Here is a 17,540-nt window from a genome sequence, read left to right as displayed (position 1 = left end):
AAGAGGCAATTATTCACTATAATCTTCTATATTTATGCTTTAATTTTTTCAACAAGACCTCTGAAATCCTCTTCATTTAATGTGCGATGTTCAGCCAGTGACAATTCTTTAACTGCTAGGAGCAATTCTGGAAATTGCTCTTCTGTTACTGTTTCATCAATCTTATCTAGCCAGACCTTCACATTGTCCTTTCCACTTTTCTTGCTTAGTAGCAGCTCAGGCATACGATGACCTGTCATACTCCAATGATAAGGAAGCATAAATAATGGATTCACATCTTTCACATTCATCCAAAGACTTGAAGGCAATCCTGTTTCCCATAGAAAAATCTTATCTCCTACAACTGGTCTTGTTGGATGAATTGGTGTACGTGTTGCTTTTTCTACGAACTCTGATAGCTCTTTGAACTGCGTCATGTCAATACCTGTACCAACTCCGTAAAGCGCTTCCAAAGATAAGGCAGTTGCTTCTAACGGTGCTCCCCCCGCACGTTCACCAACTCCTGCTACTGTTACATGGGCAACTTCTGCCCCTGCAGCCAGACCGGCAATTGTGGTAGAAACAGCCATTCCAAAATCATCATGGAAATGACATTCAATTGGTAAATCTGGGAATTCCGCTTTTAATTGTCCTACTCTGAAAGCAGCACCTTCAGGCGAGAAGACGCCAAATGTATCTACTAGAGCTAACGAATCAATATGTCCATTGCGATAAACCTCACCAACTAATTTCAGTAAGAATTCAATATCTGCACGAGAACCATCGGCTGGGAAGAAAGTTACTTTTAATCCTTGTTCATGTGCATAACTAGTTGCTTCAATACAGGCGGAAACGGCTTTCTCAAAAGTCCAACGTTTTCCATTATTTAATAAATGCTCACTACCTAAAATTTCTGCGATTACGCCATCGACACCACATTCTTTTGCCAAATCGATATCTTTTTTCATATTCCGAACAAAGCAATAAATATCGGCTTTCAATCCTAATTTAGTTATTTCTTTAATCGCTTCCTCATCGGCTTTCAATACCGCTGGAGTTCCAGCTTCAATTCTTTGAACTCCGGCTTTGTCTAAACGTTTCGCAATTTCGATTTTTTCTTCCTTAGTTAGGATAATTCCTGGCTGCTGTTCTCCATCTCTTAATGTCGTATCAATAAATTCAACTTTTTTTGGAAAATTAAACTTACTTGTTACTTCTTCTGCATAATTAGATGGACTCACCCACCATTTACCTTCTTCTTTGTATCCCATTTTTAGTCCTCCAAAAATTTAATTTGTGTTACGCGCGTTTACAAATACATTATGTATCCGTTTTCCTGAATTGTCAATATAAAATATCAAGTTTAGGAAAAACGCTCTTATAGATGCTGTAATATCAAAGTTCATAAATGTTCAATTTTTCTTATACTTAACAACTTGCTAACAATCAGTTATAATAGTCACAGAAAGAGGTGATGTTTCATGCTTTTAAATATTTCACAAATTGCAAAATTGTTGAATCTATCGCCCAATACTCTAAGAAATTGGGAAAAAAAAGGATTACTTACCCCTCAAAGAAGTGATGGAAATCAAAGACTTTACTCAAAACAGGATCTATATCGTATTCGATATATTCTTTATTTAAATCGGGAAAGAAAAATTCCAATGAATGATATTCATAAGTTTTTAGATAATCCAGTCAACGAACCTATCTACATGAAGCAAGAAGAAAACGAGAACCAGCTAACAGGGATAAAATGGAAAGAAGAACGTCTTCAGCGTGGCCTATCCTTAAAGGAACTCTCGGAAAATGTAGGGATATCTGTATCTTATTTATCAAAAATTGAAAACGGAGCTAGAAATGTTTCTATGGATGTTCTGACAAAGCTTGCGGATTTTTACGAAAAAAATATTCTATATTATTACACCAGTCCTCAACAGGAAAACAAAACACTTATCAAAAAGAATGAAAGATCTTCATTCTACATTGATATTCCTGGCGTTCATGTCGAAAAACTAGGACAATCGGATGATCAACAAACAAATATTATGTTATATACTGTCGAAAAAGGAGCCGAACGAACTATTCCACACAAACACAATGGGTTCGAAATCGTATTTGTTAATCGGGGCGAAATAACTTTCTTCCTAGACGATGAAACTTTTGAATTGGAACAAGGTGATACGCTTCAATTTTCATCTGAACGAATGCACAGCTGGAAAAACAATCTCATTCGTGAAACAGAATTGATCTGGCTCCATATTTCTTAGAGTTAAGAACGCCTGTCTTCGATCACAATCATCAGGTTTTCCTAAAAAAATGAGGGTAAAATCATTATTAGACCCTGTCTAATACAAGATTTTACTCTCATAAAACGTTTTTATTGTATCCCCAAAAACATTATTTTTCGATTGTTCTCCGCTTTATCAAAAATCAATCCCATTTTCTAACTAAATTTCCCCCATCAACCATAAGGTTCGTTCCGTAAACAAAACTAGCCTCTTCACCTGCCAAAAATAGTACTGCATTTGCAATATCTTGCGGATGGCCATAAGTACCATGTGGTGTTCGCGCCAGTTTCTCTTTTGCTTTTGGCATATCTAAAAATTTTCCAGAAAGCGGCGTATAGATTGATCCTGGACTGATTGTATTGCAACGAATTCCATATTTTCCGTAATCAAAAGTGATTTGCTTAGATAACCCGATTACTCCATGTTTGCTTGTAGTGTAAGCTGCTCCGCCATGACCAGCAATAACCCCAGCTATGGATGAAATGAAAATCAAGGCCCCACCACCGTTTTCTATCATATGCGGTACAGCGGAACGAGAAATATAATAGTTCCCATTCAAATTGACATCGATAACTTTTTTCCATGTTGTATCTTCTATTTCAAGTAACGGCTGATAAAAATCAAAGGCCGCTGCATTACTGACAACAATATCAATCTTTTGATATTTATCTTTTGCCTGTTTAAATATGCGTTCAACATCTTCTTTTTTAGAAATATCCCCTTCAACCATGAGAAAAGAAGCTCCTGATTTTTTTAATTCTTCGCTCATCTTTCTACCTGCTTCTTCTCCTGGTAAACAGTTGATTACAACGTTCGCCCCTTCTTTCAAAAAACTTAAAGTAATGGCTTCTCCAATCCCAGATACCCCTCCTGTCACAATTGCTGTTTTTCCCTCATAGCGTTTCATGCAGTTTCCTCCTCAATAACAGTTTTTTTTATACTTGTTGGTTCAGAATTGTCTGTAATTGGTATTTTCGCGAGTGCATTCGCATAGACTGGTCCTAATACGGCGGCCATTAAGGCAACAATAATACACAATAAGGCGGCTTCAGGATATTGTGAAAAACTAACTCCCGCGAGCATAGCTGAAAGAACCGTATTCTTAAATCCCGCTTCAATCGAAACCGCTCTTCGTTGAAATTGATTAATTCCTAAAAACTTTGCGATTAAATACGACAAGCCAGCACTAAACGCTAAAAATAATACTCCACCCACAAGTGTTTTCCAGTTTAAACTTAGTAACGCCTCTCTTCTACCTGCCACTAGACCGCCTGTCATAATGCTGATCGCTACAAGAGAAATCATAGGAGAGAATTGAGATACCTTTAAAACAGCATCTTTAGCCAATGCCTTTAACAGCAATCCTATAATTAAAGGAATGATTACACTAATTATCATCGTTTTAATCATGCCAGGACCATCCATTTCCGTCACCTCACCTAGAAGTAACAAACATAACGACGGAGTAATAACCGGTGCCAAAAATGTTGCCAAAGAGGTAAGGCCGATTGAAAGTGCGACATCTCCCTTTGCAATAAATGTCAATACATTAGTGATATTCCCTCCTGGACTTGCAGCACACAAAAGCAAACCAACTTTTAAAGCTGTTGGCAGTTGTAATCCATAAACAATCCCTAATGTTCCAGCAGTTGAAACAACAAAGACACAAAGCAGTCCAACAATCGTTGCTTTAGGAGCCGTAAAAAGTTCTTTGAAATCCTTCATTTCCATTGTTAAACTCATTCCAAAAATTACAAGTCCCATCAGTAAGTTCATATATGGCCCTGACCATAGAAATAAATCTGGTATAAAATAAGCAGCTAGAGCAATAACAATTGTAAAAATAGCAAAATTTTGCTGGAGTGTTTTTGCGACCTTATTTAAGAGTTCCATTTTTGCACCTCATTTTTATTTTTTAGTCATCAAAAAGTTCCTTGGCTCCGACAATAAAGAAAGCGCTTTTATTTCTTTTTAATAAAAAACTATCCAATTATTTTCCTATACCTAATAATAATAAAACAAGTGATTGTTAAGTAAATATCTGGTTATCCTTATAAAAGAAAGCCTTTCATTATTAGAAAAAAATGATGTCACAGTCCTTATCGTCTCAGAATCTCACATAAATTAAACGCGCGTTTCACAACATCATTATGAATTTATTTTCTTAGAATGTCAATATAAATATTAAGTATAAGAAAATTATTATGACTCAATTTTACTTCATGATTCAAAACATTTATTGAGAATCTAACACTTATACAGTTTTTACTTTAAAAAACTTTTTGAGGGAATATATTTCTATCTTCCTACTCCTCAAAAAGTAATTCTCTGATTGCAAAAAAGATAACACCCTACTTAAAAGCTTAAACTTTCCTACTTATAGGAATCTTTTTGCTATCACATGAAAATTTTTTCATTAAAAAAGGCGAAGGACAGCTCGTCCAACGCCTTATAATTTTTATTCCGTTTTTGAAAATTTCTATTTCTTCTTAGGTTCATCCTCATCCATTTTCAGTACTGCCATGAAGGCTTCTTGTGGTACTTCGACTGAGCCGATTTGTTTCATTCGTTTCTTACCTTCTTTTTGTTTCTCTAACAATTTGCGTTTACGAGAAATATCGCCACCGTAGCATTTTGCCAAAACATTTTTTCGCAATGCTTTGATATCTGTCCGGGCGACAATTTTTGTACCGATCGTTGCTTGGATTGGAACTTCAAATTGTTGCCGTGGAATCAAGGTTTTTAGTTTATCAACGATCGCACGTCCGCGTTCTTGCGCGAATTCACGGTGAACGATGAAACTTAACGCATCGACTGTTTCGCCGTTTAACAGGATATCCATCTTCACTAAGCGGCTTTCACGGTAATCAGCCATTTCATAATCCAATGAGGCATATCCTTTAGTGCTTGATTTTAGTTTATCGAAGAAATCAAACACGATTTCTGATAACGGAATATGATAAACAACATTTACTCGATAATCATCTAAGTAATCCATCGTAATAAATTCTCCACGTTTACGTTGTGAAAGTTCCATTACCGCGCCGACATATTCATTTGGCACCATAATATTGGCTTTCACAAAGGGTTCTTCAACGTTTTGAATTTTTGATGGATCTGGAAAATCAGATGGATTATCTACGATCAGTTGTGTACCGTCTGTTAAATTCACATGATAAATAACAGACGGTGCCGTTGTGATCAATTCAAGATTGAACTCACGTTCCAAACGTTCTTGGACCACATCCATGTGCAGCAAGCCTAAGAAGCCGCAACGGAAACCAAAGCCAAGTGCTTGAGAAGTTTCTGGTTCGAACTGTAAGGCCGCATCATTTAATTGTAATTTTTCTAGTGCTTCACGTAAATCATTGTAACGAGAAGTATCGATTGGATACAATCCGCAAAAGACCATTGGATTCATTTTACGATAACCATCTAATGCTTCTTTGGCTGGATTATTGGCAAGTGTAACGGTATCCCCTACGCGAGTGTCTTGTACAGATTTGATGCTGGCAGTGATATACCCAACATCGCCTACCATCAAGTAATCACGCTGAACTGTTTTTGGCGAGAAGACACCCACTTCTGTTACGTCAAAAGTTTTGCCATTGCTCATTAATTGAATTTTATCTCCAGGGCGAACGATTCCATCTGTAATCCGGACATTCAAAACAACCCCACGATAGCTGTCATAAATTGAATCAAAGATCAACGCTTTTAATGGGGCTTCTAAGTCACCGCTTGGTGCGGGTACATTCGTGACGATTTGTTCTAAAATATCGCCAATCCCAATTCCTGTTTTTGCGCTTGCTAAAACAGCATCTTCTGCATCGATCCCAATCACGTCTTCGATTTCTTTTCGTACTCGTTCAGGATCAGCCGCTGGCAAATCGATTTTATTGATGACAGGTAAAATTTCTAGATCGTTATCTAAAGCTAAATAAACATTGGCTAATGTTTGTGCTTCGATTCCTTGCGCAGCATCGACAACTAAAACGGCTCCTTCACAAGCTGCTAAACTGCGTGACACTTCATAAGTAAAGTCGACATGTCCCGGCGTATCGATCAAGTGAAAAATATATGTTTGACCATCTTTAGCGGTATAATGTAATTCTACAGCGTTTAATTTAATTGTAATTCCGCGTTCACGTTCCAAATCCATTGAGTCTAACAGCTGTTCTTGCATTTCTCGGGAACTTACGGTATTGGTCTGCTCTAAGATCCGGTCAGCCAAGGTCGACTTCCCGTGGTCAATATGCGCAATGATCGAAAAATTTCGAATCATTTTTTGGCGTTTCTTCATTTTTTCTATATTCATTAAAGTTCCTCATTTCTTTTAATCAGCACTGTCAATTATACCAACGTTTCTAATAGAAAAAAAGTCTTTTCCCCTATTTCCCAAAGTCGGTAAGAGAAATATCATGCTGGTTTTGCTATACTTAGAACATTCATTGGATTTTTGTTTTGCTTTTTGTTTCTAGCAAGTGATCAAATAAGTAATTTTTTAACAGCGACTTATTTGATTGAAGGTGCCCCAGCCTTTATAAAAAAGTTGTACACTATAAGTAAGTTGTTCGATCTTTTTTAGTATCTTTTAGTAAAATAATCTGCGTAGTAAAAATCCGAATTCATTTTTGTCAAAAAATGATTCCCATATATGAATTAGGAGATGAGAAAATGGATAATGACTTTAGGGAACAATTAGTCTTAAAGCCTGTCGGTGAGGAATATTTAGCTCAATATGACGAGCTGCTCAGCTATGTCTTTCAAGTAACCGAAAGTGACATTGAAAATAGCGGCTATGAAAACAAACGAGAAATGGTTCGAGCTAAAAAACCGGTCTTAGAGCAATCAAAAGTTTTCGGCTGGTTTCAAGAGGATCATTTGATTTCACAGATTGCTATTTATCCTTGTGAAGTGAATATTCATGGGAAACTGTTCAAGATGGGGGGGATCACGGGCGTTGGTACTTATCCCGAGTATGCCAATCACGGCTTGATGAAAGATTTAATTGAAACAGCTCTGAATCAAATGCGCAAGGATCAGCAATGGATCTCTTATTTGTATCCATATAATATTCCCTACTATCGCCGCAAAGGTTGGGAGATCATGTCAGACAAGCTTAGCTTCAAAGTCAAAGACACCCAACTGCCCAAACAAGTTGATGTTCCTGGGATCGTTGAGCGAAAAGACGTCAATGATCCAGATGTTTATCAAGTATATCATGAATTTGCCTTGAATAATCATGGCGCGATGATTCGTAAAGAATTGAATTGGGAAGAGTACTGGCGTTTTGAAAATGAGGAAGAACGAATCGCTGCGATTTATTACGATGCTGACAAAAAAGCAACTGGTGTGCTCTTTTATTGGATCTCTGATGAAGTATTTCATATTAAAGAAATGTTTTACTTGAATCAGGAAGCACGCAATGGGTTGTGGAACTTTATCAGCGCACACTTTTCAATGGTCTATTGGGTCAAAGGCGATATTTTTAAAAATGAACCTTTATCTTTTCTGCTTGATGATAGTGAAATCACAGAAACAATCGCCCCATTTTTTATGGCACGAATCGTTGATGTCAAGGAATTCTTATTGAACTATCCATTTGCAAAGCCAGTTGAACCTTTTTATTTTGTGGTAGATGATCCAATTGCTGAATGGAACAACGGTATTTTTGCACTTAGTTGGAACACCGCTGGGAAACTAACTATTTCCAATCAGCCAAAAGGCAAACGGATACGTTTGACTATTCAAACCTTGACTTGTATGCTGATGAATTATCGCCGAGCCGCCTATCTTGCTCGAATCGAGCGGTTAGAGGCTGACAAAAAAGCAATCGAATTATTAGAAACAACAATACCGGATATGGAGGCTTATTTCAGTGACTACTTCTAAACATATTTATTTTGCAGCACCATTATTTGCACAAAGCGATCTTTTATATAATCAACATTTAGCAGCAAAAATTCGTGAGCTTTCAGGAGAGCTGACGATCTATCTTCCCCAAGAAAATGCCGGTATCAACGACAAATCGGCTTACGCTGATAGTAAGATGATCGCACTTGCCGATACCGAAGAAGTCCTGAAAAGCGATTTGATGATCGCCTTATTAGATGGTTTAACAATCGATGCTGGTGTGGCTTCTGAGATCGGTGTAGCATACGCTAAAGGAATTCCAGTAATCGGCTTATACTCCGATTCTCGTCAAAAAGGCGCCGACAATCAGCAAAAATTGGCTGCCTTACAGACACCTGCAGAAAATCAATTCCATTACTTAAATCTTTATACAGTCGGATTGATCAAATTAAATGGAACGATCGTTGCCACTGAAGACGCATTATTAGAACAAATCAAATCTTTTTTAGAAGGTAGTGATTTCCATGACTTATAAAAAATATCGAATCGCCTTGTTGATCTTTGGCCTTCTTTGCCTCAGCTTTAATATATACGAGTTTGCTATAAGCAAATATTCAACACGCCAAGGGATCATTTTCATCATTGAATGTTTAGCTGGCATCGCACTTATTTTCTTGCCGGAGATCATTGCAAAATTATTCAGACTGGTTTTGCCTGAAAAGATCATTTATTTTTATTGGTTCTTCCTCGTTATCTCGGTTTTCTTAGGAACTTCTTTGCACATGATTTCAATTGTTTCTTTCTGGGATAAAATCTTGCATACAGTCAGTCCAATGGTCTTGACCGCATTAGGCTATGGATTGCTTGGATTCTTAATGAAAGATGCAACTATCAGCAAAACCTCGCCATGGTTGTTCTTACTGTTTGGTTTTGCCTTTGCAGGTGTCTGCGGTGTCTTCTGGGAATTTTGGGAATTACTTTGCGATACCGTTGCAGGCATGAATCTGCAGCGCTATGCAACATCTACCGGTGAATTATTGGTCGGTCGTGCTGCATTAATGGATACCATGGGAGATTTATTGACCAATACCCTTGGCGCTGTTCTGATGGGAATCTTCACTCGCATTCAAAGTCGCGGAAGTGCCAGTTATTTTGAAGAATATCGACTAAAGAAAATAAAAAAATAAAAAAATTCCAAACCGGATCCGGTTTGGAATTTTTTATTGTTCTTTTTATAACCGTGCAATACGCATAACGTCACGCGCAATAATTACTTCCTCATCCGTTGGAATGACCAAAACTTTTACTTTGCTGTCAACAGTTTCAATCGATAAAGCATTTTCTTTATTTTTACTTTCATCAATCGTAATACCTAAATAAGTTAAAGAATTACAGACCATTTTACGAACCGTCGCGGAATGTTCCCCAACACCTGCTGTGAAAACAAGTGTATCCAATCCATTTAAATCTGCTGCATAAGCTCCGATATAATGAATAATTTGATGTGCAAAGACATCTAATGCCAACTGTGCACGAGAATTTCCTGCTGATGCTGCTTCTTCGATATCTCGACAATCATTTGAAATACCAGAAAGTCCCAATAATCCAGATTTTTTATTCATTAAGTCTTTGATCCCTTGTGCATCTAATCCCTCTTTTTCCTGAATGAACGGAATAATCTGCGGATCAATATCTCCTGTTCGTGTCCCCATCACTAAACCAGCTAATGGTGTGAAGCCCATTGATGTATTTATCGATTCTCCAGCTAAGACCGCAGCTATACTAGCACCACTTCCAATATGACAAGTAATAATTTTATGTGAGTCAGGATTGATTCTAGCTGCTTCTTCTGAGACATATTGATGGCTTGGACCATGGAATCCATAGCGACGAATCCCGTATTCTTCATAATACTTATAGGGTAAAGCATACATAAAGTTTTTCTCTGGAATCGTATGATGGAACGAAGTATCAAAAATCGCAACTTGTTTAGCATCTGGTAGAACTTTTTCGAATGATTGAATTCCAATCAAGTTTACCGGATTGTGTAAGGGTGAAAGTGTACTCAATTCATCAATATGTTGCTCAACCGTTTCATCAATCAATGTTGCATCTTGATAATAGGTTCCGCCATGAGAAATTCTATGACCCACACCAGCGATTTCATCATAAGAATCAATGATACTTTGTTTGATCAATGTATCTAATACTAATTGAACAGCTTGTTGATGGTTTTTGATCATTGTCGTACGAGATTTTTTTTCACCGTTATATTTAAAACTAAAAACGGCATCTGCTGATCCGATCCGCTCTACTATTCCTTCGGTGATAACAGTTTCTTCGGGCATTATAAATAGTTTGAATTTCAAGGAAGAACTTCCCGAATTAATTGCCATTATTTTAGTCATAATATCTTTTTCCTTTCAATACGCTTAGAATAAAACATGCACAAGACAAGCTAAGAACGCACCAGCAATTGGCCCAAGAATCGGAACCCATGCATACTCCATATGTGCATCTCCCTTATTTGGAATCGGTAAAATTGCGTAAGCTAACCGTGGAGAAAAATCTCGAGCAGGGTTTAAGGCGTAACCTGTAGTTGATCCTAATGCCAAACCAATCCCAGTGATGATCATCCCAACAATAAGAGGTTTTAAGCCCTCAGTAAATTGACCCAAATTCAACAAAATATAGATGAAGAAGAAGGTAGCGATCATTTCACTAACAAAGTTCCAGCCTTTTTTACCTGGAACTTTAGGTCCTGTACTAAAAATACCAACGATATTTCCCTCTTCTTCAGTTTTAGTCATTTTAAAATGCGGATAATAATGGATCGCGATTACGACTGCTCCTAAAAAGGCGCCTAAAAATTGTGCAATTAGATAGCCTAGAACTTTTGTCTTTGCAAATAAATTGAATGCTGAAAAAGATAATGTAACTGCTGGATTTAAATGTCCCTCAGCACCAAAGGATCCAGCCACATAGACACCAAACATCACAGCCAATCCCCAACCAAAACTGATATATAACCAATCGACACCTTTTGCGTAAGCATTTTTTAAATTCGCACTGGCACTTAGACCTGTTCCGAGCACAACTAACACCATCGTCCCCATAAATTCGCCTAAATATTCCCCCATAAATACACTCCTTATTCAATGTTAATAAATTTATTTCTAATAGCTCTTTCTATTTTTAACAGCATAGTTTACTTTTTAACTAGTTATTGATTGGTAACCTTAACAACGTCAGCTTGAGTTAAAACAACTATTTGATAATTTTTTCAATTAGTTGTTTTAACTCAGCATCGGTTGGAACAACTGGATTTCCGGGAAATGTTCCATCTTCTTTTGCATGACTGATAATCCAATCCATATTTTCAAGAACGTCTTTTTCCTTGATACCAAAATCTTTTAAAGTCTTTGGACAATCCATTTCACGCATCATTGTAAAGATGTACTTTTGTAATCGCTTGATCAATAAGTTGTTACTTAATGTCGGAGCACCCAAATGTGCTTTTATTATCGCTTTGCCATATTTTTCAGCAACTTCTTCGTTCTGACCGTTAAATGCAACTACGTAAGGTAGTAACATTGCATTTGCTAATCCATGAGGCACATGAAATTTTGCACCCAATTGATGCGCTAATGAATGGCAAATTCCCAGTCCTGCAGTATTAAAAGCTAATCCGGCAGCACAAGATGCTTCGTGAATAGTCTGTCTTGTTTTTACATCATCCCCATTTTTATAAGCGGATACTAATTGATTTACAATCGTATCGATCGCTTTTTCAGCCAATGTGTCCGTAAAAAGATTTGCATCTTTAGCAACTAACGATTCTAACGCATGCGTCAATACATCTAAACCAGAAAACGCAGTTACACTTTTAGGTGCACTCATGACTAATCTAGGTTCTAATATAGCGATATCTGGAATTAGATGATCCTTGATGATTGGAAATTTCACGTCATTTTTTGTGTCAGATACAACCGCTGTATTCGTTACCTCAGAACCTGTTCCGCTAGTTGTAGGAATAGCAATAAAGGTATCAATTGGTTGATCGATCAGTTTTTCTCCAAAGAATCGGATGGCTTTAGCCGTATCAATCGCAGATCCGCCTCCAATTCCAATCATAATAGTCGGCTTAACGGCTGTAAAAACTGATACCCCCGCCATGATATTATCAAGCGGTGGATCGGGTTTTACATCAGAAAACAAAGTGACGCTATTTGAAGAGGCTAAATGACTTTGAATATCTTTTAAGCTGTCGCTCTTTGGCAAGAAGGCGTCACAAACTAATAAAATACGGCAGTTTTGAATTAAGTCTAAAACTGACAAACTATCTGTTCCAGAAAAAATTTTTGTAGGAACGATCAAATGATCCATCTTAATCTCTCCAAACTCTCATTGAAAATCCTTCAGGTGAATTTAGACGGCGACGACGAGTAAATGTTTTCGCAGTAGTGGTTCCTTCACCTGTTGGTGTTGAAATAGTTAATGCAGATGCACCGGTAAAACCAACACCTGTTCCAGAGTAAGTCGGTCCATTCACAACAAAGATTGATGTATTAATCCGATGTGCAGCTTTATTGATGTTTGGCAAGTACTCTGAGTGAATCGATGCAGTATGGTGATTGCCGCCTTCAACTTCTACAGCAATTGCTAACATTTCATCAAAATCACGAGCAGAAACAACTGGCACGATTGGCATCAGCATTTCTTTTACTACTAGAGGATGATCTTTTGGTGCTTCTAAAATGATTAATTTTGGTTTGCCTGTGTAGCTGATGTGTGCTTCATCTAAAATAAATGATGCATCTTTACCGATAAATTTACGACTAGGCGTTCCATTTTCCCGCAAAGTACTTGCGACAAGTGTTTCGATGTCTTTAGGATCTGAAACAAGGAAAGCTCCTTCTTGCTGCATCAAACGAATTAACTCGTCTTTGATACTATTGACAGCAACGATTTCTTTTTCAGCAGTACATAAAATATTATTATCAAACGATGCTGAATCGACAATATTATGAGCAGCAAGAGCGATATTGGCTGTTTCATCGACCATCGCTGGAGGATTACCTGCGCCAGCGCCGATGGCTTTTTTACCGCTTGTCATTGCTTGATGCACAACACCTGGTCCACCAGTCACGACTAATGCAGCAATATCAGGATGTTTCATCATTTCTTGTGCTGCTTCAATCGATGGTGTTTCAATCGTTACAACCAAATTTTCTAATTTTACAGCATCGTAAATAAATTCATTAACTTTCTCTACAGCCCAACGAGAGATAGCTTTTGCTCCTGGATGAACACTGAAATAAACGGTGTTTCCGCCAGCTAACATCATGATTGCATTCGCAATAACTGTTTCAACAGGATTAGTACTTGGTGTGACTGCACCGATTACACCAAATGGCGCATATTCATACATGATCAATCCACCATCGCCTGTTTGAATCTCTGAAGTTAAATCTTCTGTTCCTGGGGTATTGTACAAAGCATTTTGTAATTTCAAAATTTTCGCTTCTTTTGTTCCCATTCCAGTTTCTTTTACAATTTCTTCAGCAATATAGTCTAATGAATCAGCAAAGCCAGCTTTGATCGCTTCAATTACTTTATTTCGTGTTTCGATTGAACAATCAACATACACTTCTTGTGCTGCTTTTGCGGCTGCTACTGCATCACTGACTGTTGCAAAGATTCCTTTATTTCCATTCGCTGAAACCGGTGCTGCAGCCCCTTTGCCCATTTCTTCTGCTAAAATTTTTCTAATTTGTTCTTCTAATGATGCCATCATTTATTCTCCTTTTAAGAAGGCTGCTACTGCAGTCTCACAAATTAATTGATCTTCAGATACTAAGCCACCGCTAACGCCGATAGCTCCAATGATCTTCCCTTTGAATTCTATTGGTATGCCGCCAGCAAAAGTTACCAGTTTGCCCTCTAGCATCGTTTCTATTTGATAAAGTTCGCCGCCAGGTTCCGTATCTTTGTTTAAGTCTTTGGTTGGTGCTTGCATCATTAAAGCTGAATTTGCTTTTTTTGGTGCTAATGTCAAACTGACTAATTTGGCATCCACCATGCGATACAACATTCTTGGATTACCTGCTAGATCACTGATACAAATCGTTACAGGAACATTTATTTCACAAGCTTTATTTTCTGCCGCATCAATCGTTTGCTGTAGATTTTTTTTTGAAAACAATTCTTCAGCCTGTACGGTAACTAATACTTTTTCAATCATTTCTTCTAAACTATTCATTTTATTCACCTACTTGTTCGATGTAACGTTTTACGATTTCATCGACCTGTTTTTCTTCTTTATCAAAGCAATCTTCATCACGTGCAATAATGTATAAGCAATCGGATAGACGATTAACATATTTTAAAAGTTCTGGACGAAGTGTTAGGTCTGCCTCTTCAGATAAACGAACAAGCATCCGTTCACCACGACGACAAACTGTTCGAGCTAAATGTAAGTGAGCCCCTGCAACACTTGTACCAGGTAAAATAAAAGAAGTGATCTTTGGCAGTTTGTCAGTATAACGATCGATTACATCTTCTAAACTGGAAATATCCAACTCAGAAATCTGTTCACTTTTTCCATAAAATTTCTCCGTGTCGGCTGTTGCAATCTCGCCAGCTAGCTGAAACATTTTATACTGGATTTTTTCTAATAGATGAACATTCTCGTTGCGTCGGCAAAATTTTGCTGCTACACTGATGCACGCATTGCACTCATCAAATGTTCCATAAGTATCCACACGATCTGAATATTTTTTTACTCGTTGACCATCAAATAGACTGGTTGTTCCTTTATCGCCTGTTTTGGTATAGATAGCCATGCACACACATCCTTACTTATTAAAGCGATCAATAATTCCAACGATCGCACAATCAACAACATCACGAGTACCCGCAGCCTCACGTTGTGTTTTGCGAGCACCGGCACCTTTAACTAACAATACATATTCGCCCACACCAGCACCAACAGTATCGGCGGCCACTTCTTCATAGCGAATTTCTTCTCCGTCACTGTTGACTTGTTGGACAATCATCAATTTACGCCCAACGAGAGAAGTGTCTTTTTGACTTGCTTCAATCGAGCCGACTACTTTCCCCATATACATGATTCATCGATCCTTTCTGTCACTTTGATTTTTTTCCGTTGAATTAGTTCATAAGCTTCGGCAGTTATTTTCTGTTGGTTCGTTTTTACTAGAAGCGAACCCTCTTTCAGTAATAGTAGATCTTCACGTTTGATCGTACTTTTTTTACAAGCGCTGACTACTTCCCCATTTATATGAAATTCAAGCGGCCATTGGGTCAACATTTTCCATGGGATAAAGGCAAGCGTTTGTTCGCTGATGTCGAAAACAAATTGAACTTGATAGGAGATTCCGGTCAAGAGCCAATCTATCCACGGTTCTTTCTCAAAATAATAAAGGTCATGAATCAATTGAACTGGAACTTGGATCAACCCGATTTGATGATAATCGAAAAAAACTCTTTTATCTGGCACAGGAGTCAGCACAAAATTTTTCTGACAGAGCAGATTTAATCGAGCTTTTTCTCTTTTTGTGAGGCGTTCAATAATCAAACTGATGAGTTTCTCTTCATCCATTTATGTGCCTCCTAATCAAACATTGCAATTCCAAGTGGTGTCACAAATTGAGGTTATTCGGGTCGTAAAACTGGATGATCCATAACTTTGCTGAAAGTTGGAACAAAATCCTCAAAATTAGTGGCGCCTCCAACTAAAAGAATCGGTGCTGCTTCATTGAGTACTACGTATTGTTTTGCAATACTTGCCATTTTTTCAGCAACTGGACGAATAATTCCAAAAATTTCTCTTTCATCACTAGTCTCGCGTTTTAGAATTTCTGCTTCTGCTAAAGGAATTTTTTTTGCGCCAGATAGTACCAACGACATATGATACCCACCGGTTGGCTCATCAAAAACAGCGATTTCTTTCCCGTTTTTGAAGTTGCTGATCCCTGTAGTTCCGCCCCCAATATCAACAACACTACCTTCTTCAAGTTTTAAAAAGCGTGCTGCTGCAGTTGGTTCATCAATAATCGTATGAGCAAGAAAGCCTGCATCATTGATGACATTTGCTACTACTTTTTGAGCAGTTTCTCCAGTTCCTGGTGGAATCGCTCCGCAAGCAGAAGTCAATTCAATCCCTAATTTTTCTTCCGCTTGAAGTTTTAATTTTTTAACAATCTTCACTGAATCAATATAGTTGACGACAATTCCATCACGTACGACATCTGCATATTGAAAAGCCCCATAGAGTGGAACATCATCGTGATCTAAAACAGCCAAGACGATGGATGAAGTTCCTAGATCGATTCCTACTTTTAACTTTTCTTTTGGCGAAATTGGTCTAACAGCTTGCTGTTTTTTGACAATTTCAGCAAATTTCTTCAATATTTTGTTTGACTGTTTTAAATCCATGAGAAAGCTCCTTACTCTTTTACTAAACGGCCAACCGTTCCTTTGCCTACATTTGCGGCATTTGCTTCATCTGTATCAATATGCATTTCTAAAACAAATTTAGGATCAGGACGAACGACTACATCATCGTAAATTGTTTTCCGCTGTTCTGTTTCGATCTCGACTTTAACGAGGTCGCCTTTTTTAACGCCTAAATTTTCAGCATCTTTATCACTCATATGAATATGACGCTTTGCCGCGATAGCCCCTTGGATCTCTACTTGCCCATCAGGCGTCTTAACGGTGATTACTGGCGTTCCAGCTAAATCGCCTGACATTCTGATAGGTACCGCTACGCCGATTTGACGCCCTTCTGTCCGGGATAACTCAACTTGTGAGTGTGTTCGGCAAGGTCCTAAGACACGTACACGTTCAATCGTTCCTTTGGGTCCAACCACAGTTACTGTTTGATTTGAAGCAAACTCGCCTGGTTGCTTTAAGGGGGCTTTGATTGTCATCTCTTGACCAGGAAAAAGAATAGCAAAATCTTCTTTAGTCAAATGGATATGGTGATTCGAGACTCCAATTGGAATAACTGGTTGACTTTCTTCTGCAATAATTTTACGAATCAGCGTTCTTAACTCTTCTTCATTCATTTTATTCATCCTATCTTTGTTCTACATCCTAGTTTTTCTTTGGTAAAATTCCTTCAACATCTGTATGTGGACGAGGGATTACGTATGAAGCGTAAACATCGCCAACGGATTCAGCGGCACTTGCACCTGCATCAACTGCGGCTTTAACAGCACCAACATCACCACGAACCATAACAGTCACTAAACCAGAACCAATTTTTTCAGTACCGACAAGACTGACATTTGCTGCTTTTACCATTGCATCTGCTGCTTCAATTGCTGCTACTAAACCTTTTGTTTCGATCATTCCTAATGCGTTATTCATAATATATTCCTCCGA

General features: G+C 37.9%; 19 protein-coding genes. 4 read left to right on the top strand and 15 right to left on the bottom strand.

Going from position 1 to position 17,540, the window contains the following annotated elements:
* Positions 1-32 precede the first annotated feature (32 nt).
* A complete protein-coding gene (locus tag FFM68_RS05525; protein WP_137618424.1) occupies positions 33-1,250 on the bottom strand; it encodes a LeuA family protein in 1,218 nt (405 codons plus the stop codon).
* 210 nt (positions 1,251-1,460) lie between these two features.
* Between FFM68_RS05525 and FFM68_RS05520 the strand changes: the two genes are divergently transcribed.
* The gene (locus tag FFM68_RS05520) at positions 1,461-2,249 is read left to right on the top strand and encodes a helix-turn-helix domain-containing protein (RefSeq protein ID WP_137618423.1); all 789 of its coding nucleotides are present in this window, start codon (positions 1,461-1,463) and stop codon (positions 2,247-2,249) included.
* Between the two features lie 163 nt (positions 2,250-2,412).
* On the opposite strand, the gene FFM68_RS05515 is transcribed toward FFM68_RS05520, so the two are convergent.
* The 3 genes from FFM68_RS05515 to lepA all read right to left on the bottom strand — a co-directional run bounded on the left by FFM68_RS05515 (position 2,413) and on the right by lepA (position 6,588).
* Entirely contained in the window at positions 2,413-3,177 is a 765-nt protein-coding gene (locus FFM68_RS05515) for an SDR family NAD(P)-dependent oxidoreductase (RefSeq protein ID WP_137618422.1), read from the bottom strand.
* A complete protein-coding gene (locus tag FFM68_RS05510; protein ID WP_137618421.1) occupies positions 3,174-4,163 on the bottom strand; it encodes a bile acid:sodium symporter family protein in 990 nt (329 codons plus the stop codon). The genes FFM68_RS05515 and FFM68_RS05510 overlap by 4 nt, the downstream gene beginning before the upstream one ends.
* A gap of 586 nt (positions 4,164-4,749) precedes the next feature.
* The gene (gene lepA / locus FFM68_RS05505; RefSeq protein ID WP_137618420.1) at positions 4,750-6,588 is read right to left on the bottom strand and encodes a translation elongation factor 4; all 1,839 of its coding nucleotides are present in this window, start codon (positions 6,586-6,588) and stop codon (positions 4,750-4,752) included.
* 359 nt (positions 6,589-6,947) lie between these two features.
* Here lepA and FFM68_RS05500 point away from each other — a divergent pair, with 359 nt between their 5' ends.
* From FFM68_RS05500 to FFM68_RS05490, 3 genes are read left to right on the top strand one after another with little or no spacing between them, the layout of a single operon-like run.
* Positions 6,948-8,165, top strand: a complete 1,218-nt coding sequence (locus FFM68_RS05500; RefSeq protein WP_137618419.1) for a GNAT family N-acetyltransferase — start codon at positions 6,948-6,950, stop codon at positions 8,163-8,165.
* Positions 8,152-8,661: a nucleoside 2-deoxyribosyltransferase gene (locus FFM68_RS05495; RefSeq protein ID WP_137618418.1), complete on the top strand. Its 510-nt coding sequence runs from the start codon at positions 8,152-8,154 to the stop codon at positions 8,659-8,661. Before FFM68_RS05500 ends, FFM68_RS05495 begins: the two co-directional genes overlap by 14 nt.
* Positions 8,651-9,313, top strand: a complete 663-nt coding sequence (locus FFM68_RS05490) for a DUF2238 domain-containing protein (protein ID WP_137618417.1) — start codon at positions 8,651-8,653, stop codon at positions 9,311-9,313. The genes FFM68_RS05495 and FFM68_RS05490 overlap by 11 nt, the downstream gene beginning before the upstream one ends.
* Positions 9,314-9,358: 45 nt before the next feature.
* Here the strand turns inward: FFM68_RS05490 and FFM68_RS05485 are convergent, their stop codons facing one another.
* From FFM68_RS05485 to pduA, 11 genes are all read right to left on the bottom strand, one after another.
* Entirely contained in the window at positions 9,359-10,537 is a 1,179-nt protein-coding gene (locus FFM68_RS05485) for an acetate/propionate family kinase (protein ID WP_280531856.1), read from the bottom strand.
* A gap of 21 nt (positions 10,538-10,558) precedes the next feature.
* Positions 10,559-11,266 (bottom strand): MIP/aquaporin family protein, encoded by a 708-nt coding sequence (locus FFM68_RS05480; protein ID WP_137618415.1) that lies wholly within the window; start codon positions 11,264-11,266, stop codon positions 10,559-10,561.
* 127 nt (positions 11,267-11,393) lie between these two features.
* Positions 11,394-12,512: a 1-propanol dehydrogenase PduQ gene (locus tag FFM68_RS05475; RefSeq protein ID WP_137618414.1), complete on the bottom strand. Its 1,119-nt coding sequence runs from the start codon at positions 12,510-12,512 to the stop codon at positions 11,394-11,396.
* Position 12,513: 1 nt separating this feature from the next.
* Positions 12,514-13,920, bottom strand: coding sequence for an aldehyde dehydrogenase family protein (locus FFM68_RS05470; protein WP_137618413.1), 1,407 nt, complete (start codon positions 13,918-13,920; stop codon positions 12,514-12,516).
* A gap of 3 nt (positions 13,921-13,923) precedes the next feature.
* On the bottom strand, positions 13,924-14,388 hold the full coding sequence (locus tag FFM68_RS05465; protein ID WP_137618412.1) for a GlcG/HbpS family heme-binding protein: 465 nt from the start codon (positions 14,386-14,388) through the stop codon (positions 13,924-13,926).
* Position 14,389: 1 nt separating this feature from the next.
* Positions 14,390-14,971 (bottom strand): cob(I)yrinic acid a,c-diamide adenosyltransferase, encoded by a 582-nt coding sequence (locus tag FFM68_RS05460; protein ID WP_137618411.1) that lies wholly within the window; start codon positions 14,969-14,971, stop codon positions 14,390-14,392.
* Positions 14,972-14,983: 12 nt separating this feature from the next.
* Complete coding sequence (locus tag FFM68_RS05455) at positions 14,984-15,256, bottom strand: EutN/CcmL family microcompartment protein (protein WP_137618410.1); 273 nt, start codon at positions 15,254-15,256, stop codon at positions 14,984-14,986.
* A complete protein-coding gene (pduM, locus tag FFM68_RS05450) occupies positions 15,238-15,750 on the bottom strand; it encodes a PduM family microcompartment protein (RefSeq protein ID WP_137618409.1) in 513 nt (170 codons plus the stop codon). The genes FFM68_RS05455 and pduM overlap by 19 nt, the downstream gene beginning before the upstream one ends.
* A 53-nt stretch (positions 15,751-15,803) precedes the next feature.
* Positions 15,804-16,586: an ethanolamine utilization protein EutJ gene (gene eutJ, locus FFM68_RS05445; RefSeq protein WP_137618408.1), complete on the bottom strand. Its 783-nt coding sequence runs from the start codon at positions 16,584-16,586 to the stop codon at positions 15,804-15,806.
* Positions 16,587-16,597: 11 nt separating this feature from the next.
* On the bottom strand, positions 16,598-17,221 hold the full coding sequence (locus FFM68_RS05440) for a phosphate propanoyltransferase (RefSeq protein WP_137618407.1): 624 nt from the start codon (positions 17,219-17,221) through the stop codon (positions 16,598-16,600).
* Positions 17,222-17,249: 28 nt separating this feature from the next.
* Positions 17,250-17,528 carry a propanediol utilization microcompartment protein PduA gene (gene pduA, locus FFM68_RS05435; RefSeq protein WP_280531855.1) on the bottom strand — a complete coding sequence of 93 codons (279 nt, stop codon included), beginning with the start codon at positions 17,526-17,528 and terminating at the stop codon, positions 17,250-17,252.
* Positions 17,529-17,540 lie beyond the last annotated feature (12 nt).

It is taken from the genome of Enterococcus xiangfangensis, assembly GCF_005405365.1.
GTDB lineage: Bacteria > Bacillota > Bacilli > Lactobacillales > Enterococcaceae > Enterococcus_A > Enterococcus_A xiangfangensis.
Note: the sequence above shows the minus strand (reverse complement) of the source record. Positions and strands in the feature narration are given on the sequence as shown.

Bases quoted from the DNA above. Each gene is read 5' to 3' on its own strand.
- FFM68_RS05475 (WP_137618414.1), bottom strand. From the start codon at position 12,512: ATGGATCATTTGATCGTTCCTACAAAAATTTTTTCTGGAACAGATAGT.
- FFM68_RS05515 (WP_137618422.1), bottom strand. From the start codon at position 3,177: ATGAAACGCTATGAGGGAAAAACAGCAATTGTGACAGGAGGGGTATCT.
- FFM68_RS05490 (WP_137618417.1), top strand. From the start codon at position 8,651: ATGACTTATAAAAAATATCGAATCGCCTTGTTGATCTTTGGCCTTCTT.
- FFM68_RS05465 (WP_137618412.1), bottom strand. From the start codon at position 14,388: ATGAATAGTTTAGAAGAAATGATTGAAAAAGTATTAGTTACCGTACAG.
- FFM68_RS05470 (WP_137618413.1), bottom strand. From the start codon at position 13,920: ATGGCATCATTAGAAGAACAAATTAGAAAAATTTTAGCAGAAGAAATG.
- eutJ (WP_137618408.1), bottom strand. From the start codon at position 16,586: ATGGATTTAAAACAGTCAAACAAAATATTGAAGAAATTTGCTGAAATT.
- FFM68_RS05440 (WP_137618407.1), bottom strand. From the start codon at position 17,221: ATGAATGAAGAAGAGTTAAGAACGCTGATTCGTAAAATTATTGCAGAA.
- lepA (WP_137618420.1), bottom strand. From the start codon at position 6,588: ATGAATATAGAAAAAATGAAGAAACGCCAAAAAATGATTCGAAATTTT.
- pduM (WP_137618409.1), bottom strand. From the start codon at position 15,750: ATGGATGAAGAGAAACTCATCAGTTTGATTATTGAACGCCTCACAAAA.
- FFM68_RS05520 (WP_137618423.1), top strand. From the start codon at position 1,461: ATGCTTTTAAATATTTCACAAATTGCAAAATTGTTGAATCTATCGCCC.
- FFM68_RS05460 (WP_137618411.1), bottom strand. From the start codon at position 14,971: ATGGCTATCTATACCAAAACAGGCGATAAAGGAACAACCAGTCTATTT.
- FFM68_RS05510 (WP_137618421.1), bottom strand. From the start codon at position 4,163: ATGGAACTCTTAAATAAGGTCGCAAAAACACTCCAGCAAAATTTTGCT.
- FFM68_RS05455 (WP_137618410.1), bottom strand. From the start codon at position 15,256: ATGTATATGGGGAAAGTAGTCGGCTCGATTGAAGCAAGTCAAAAAGAC.
- FFM68_RS05480 (WP_137618415.1), bottom strand. From the start codon at position 11,266: ATGGGGGAATATTTAGGCGAATTTATGGGGACGATGGTGTTAGTTGTG.
- FFM68_RS05525 (WP_137618424.1), bottom strand. From the start codon at position 1,250: ATGGGATACAAAGAAGAAGGTAAATGGTGGGTGAGTCCATCTAATTAT.
- FFM68_RS05500 (WP_137618419.1), top strand. From the start codon at position 6,948: ATGGATAATGACTTTAGGGAACAATTAGTCTTAAAGCCTGTCGGTGAG.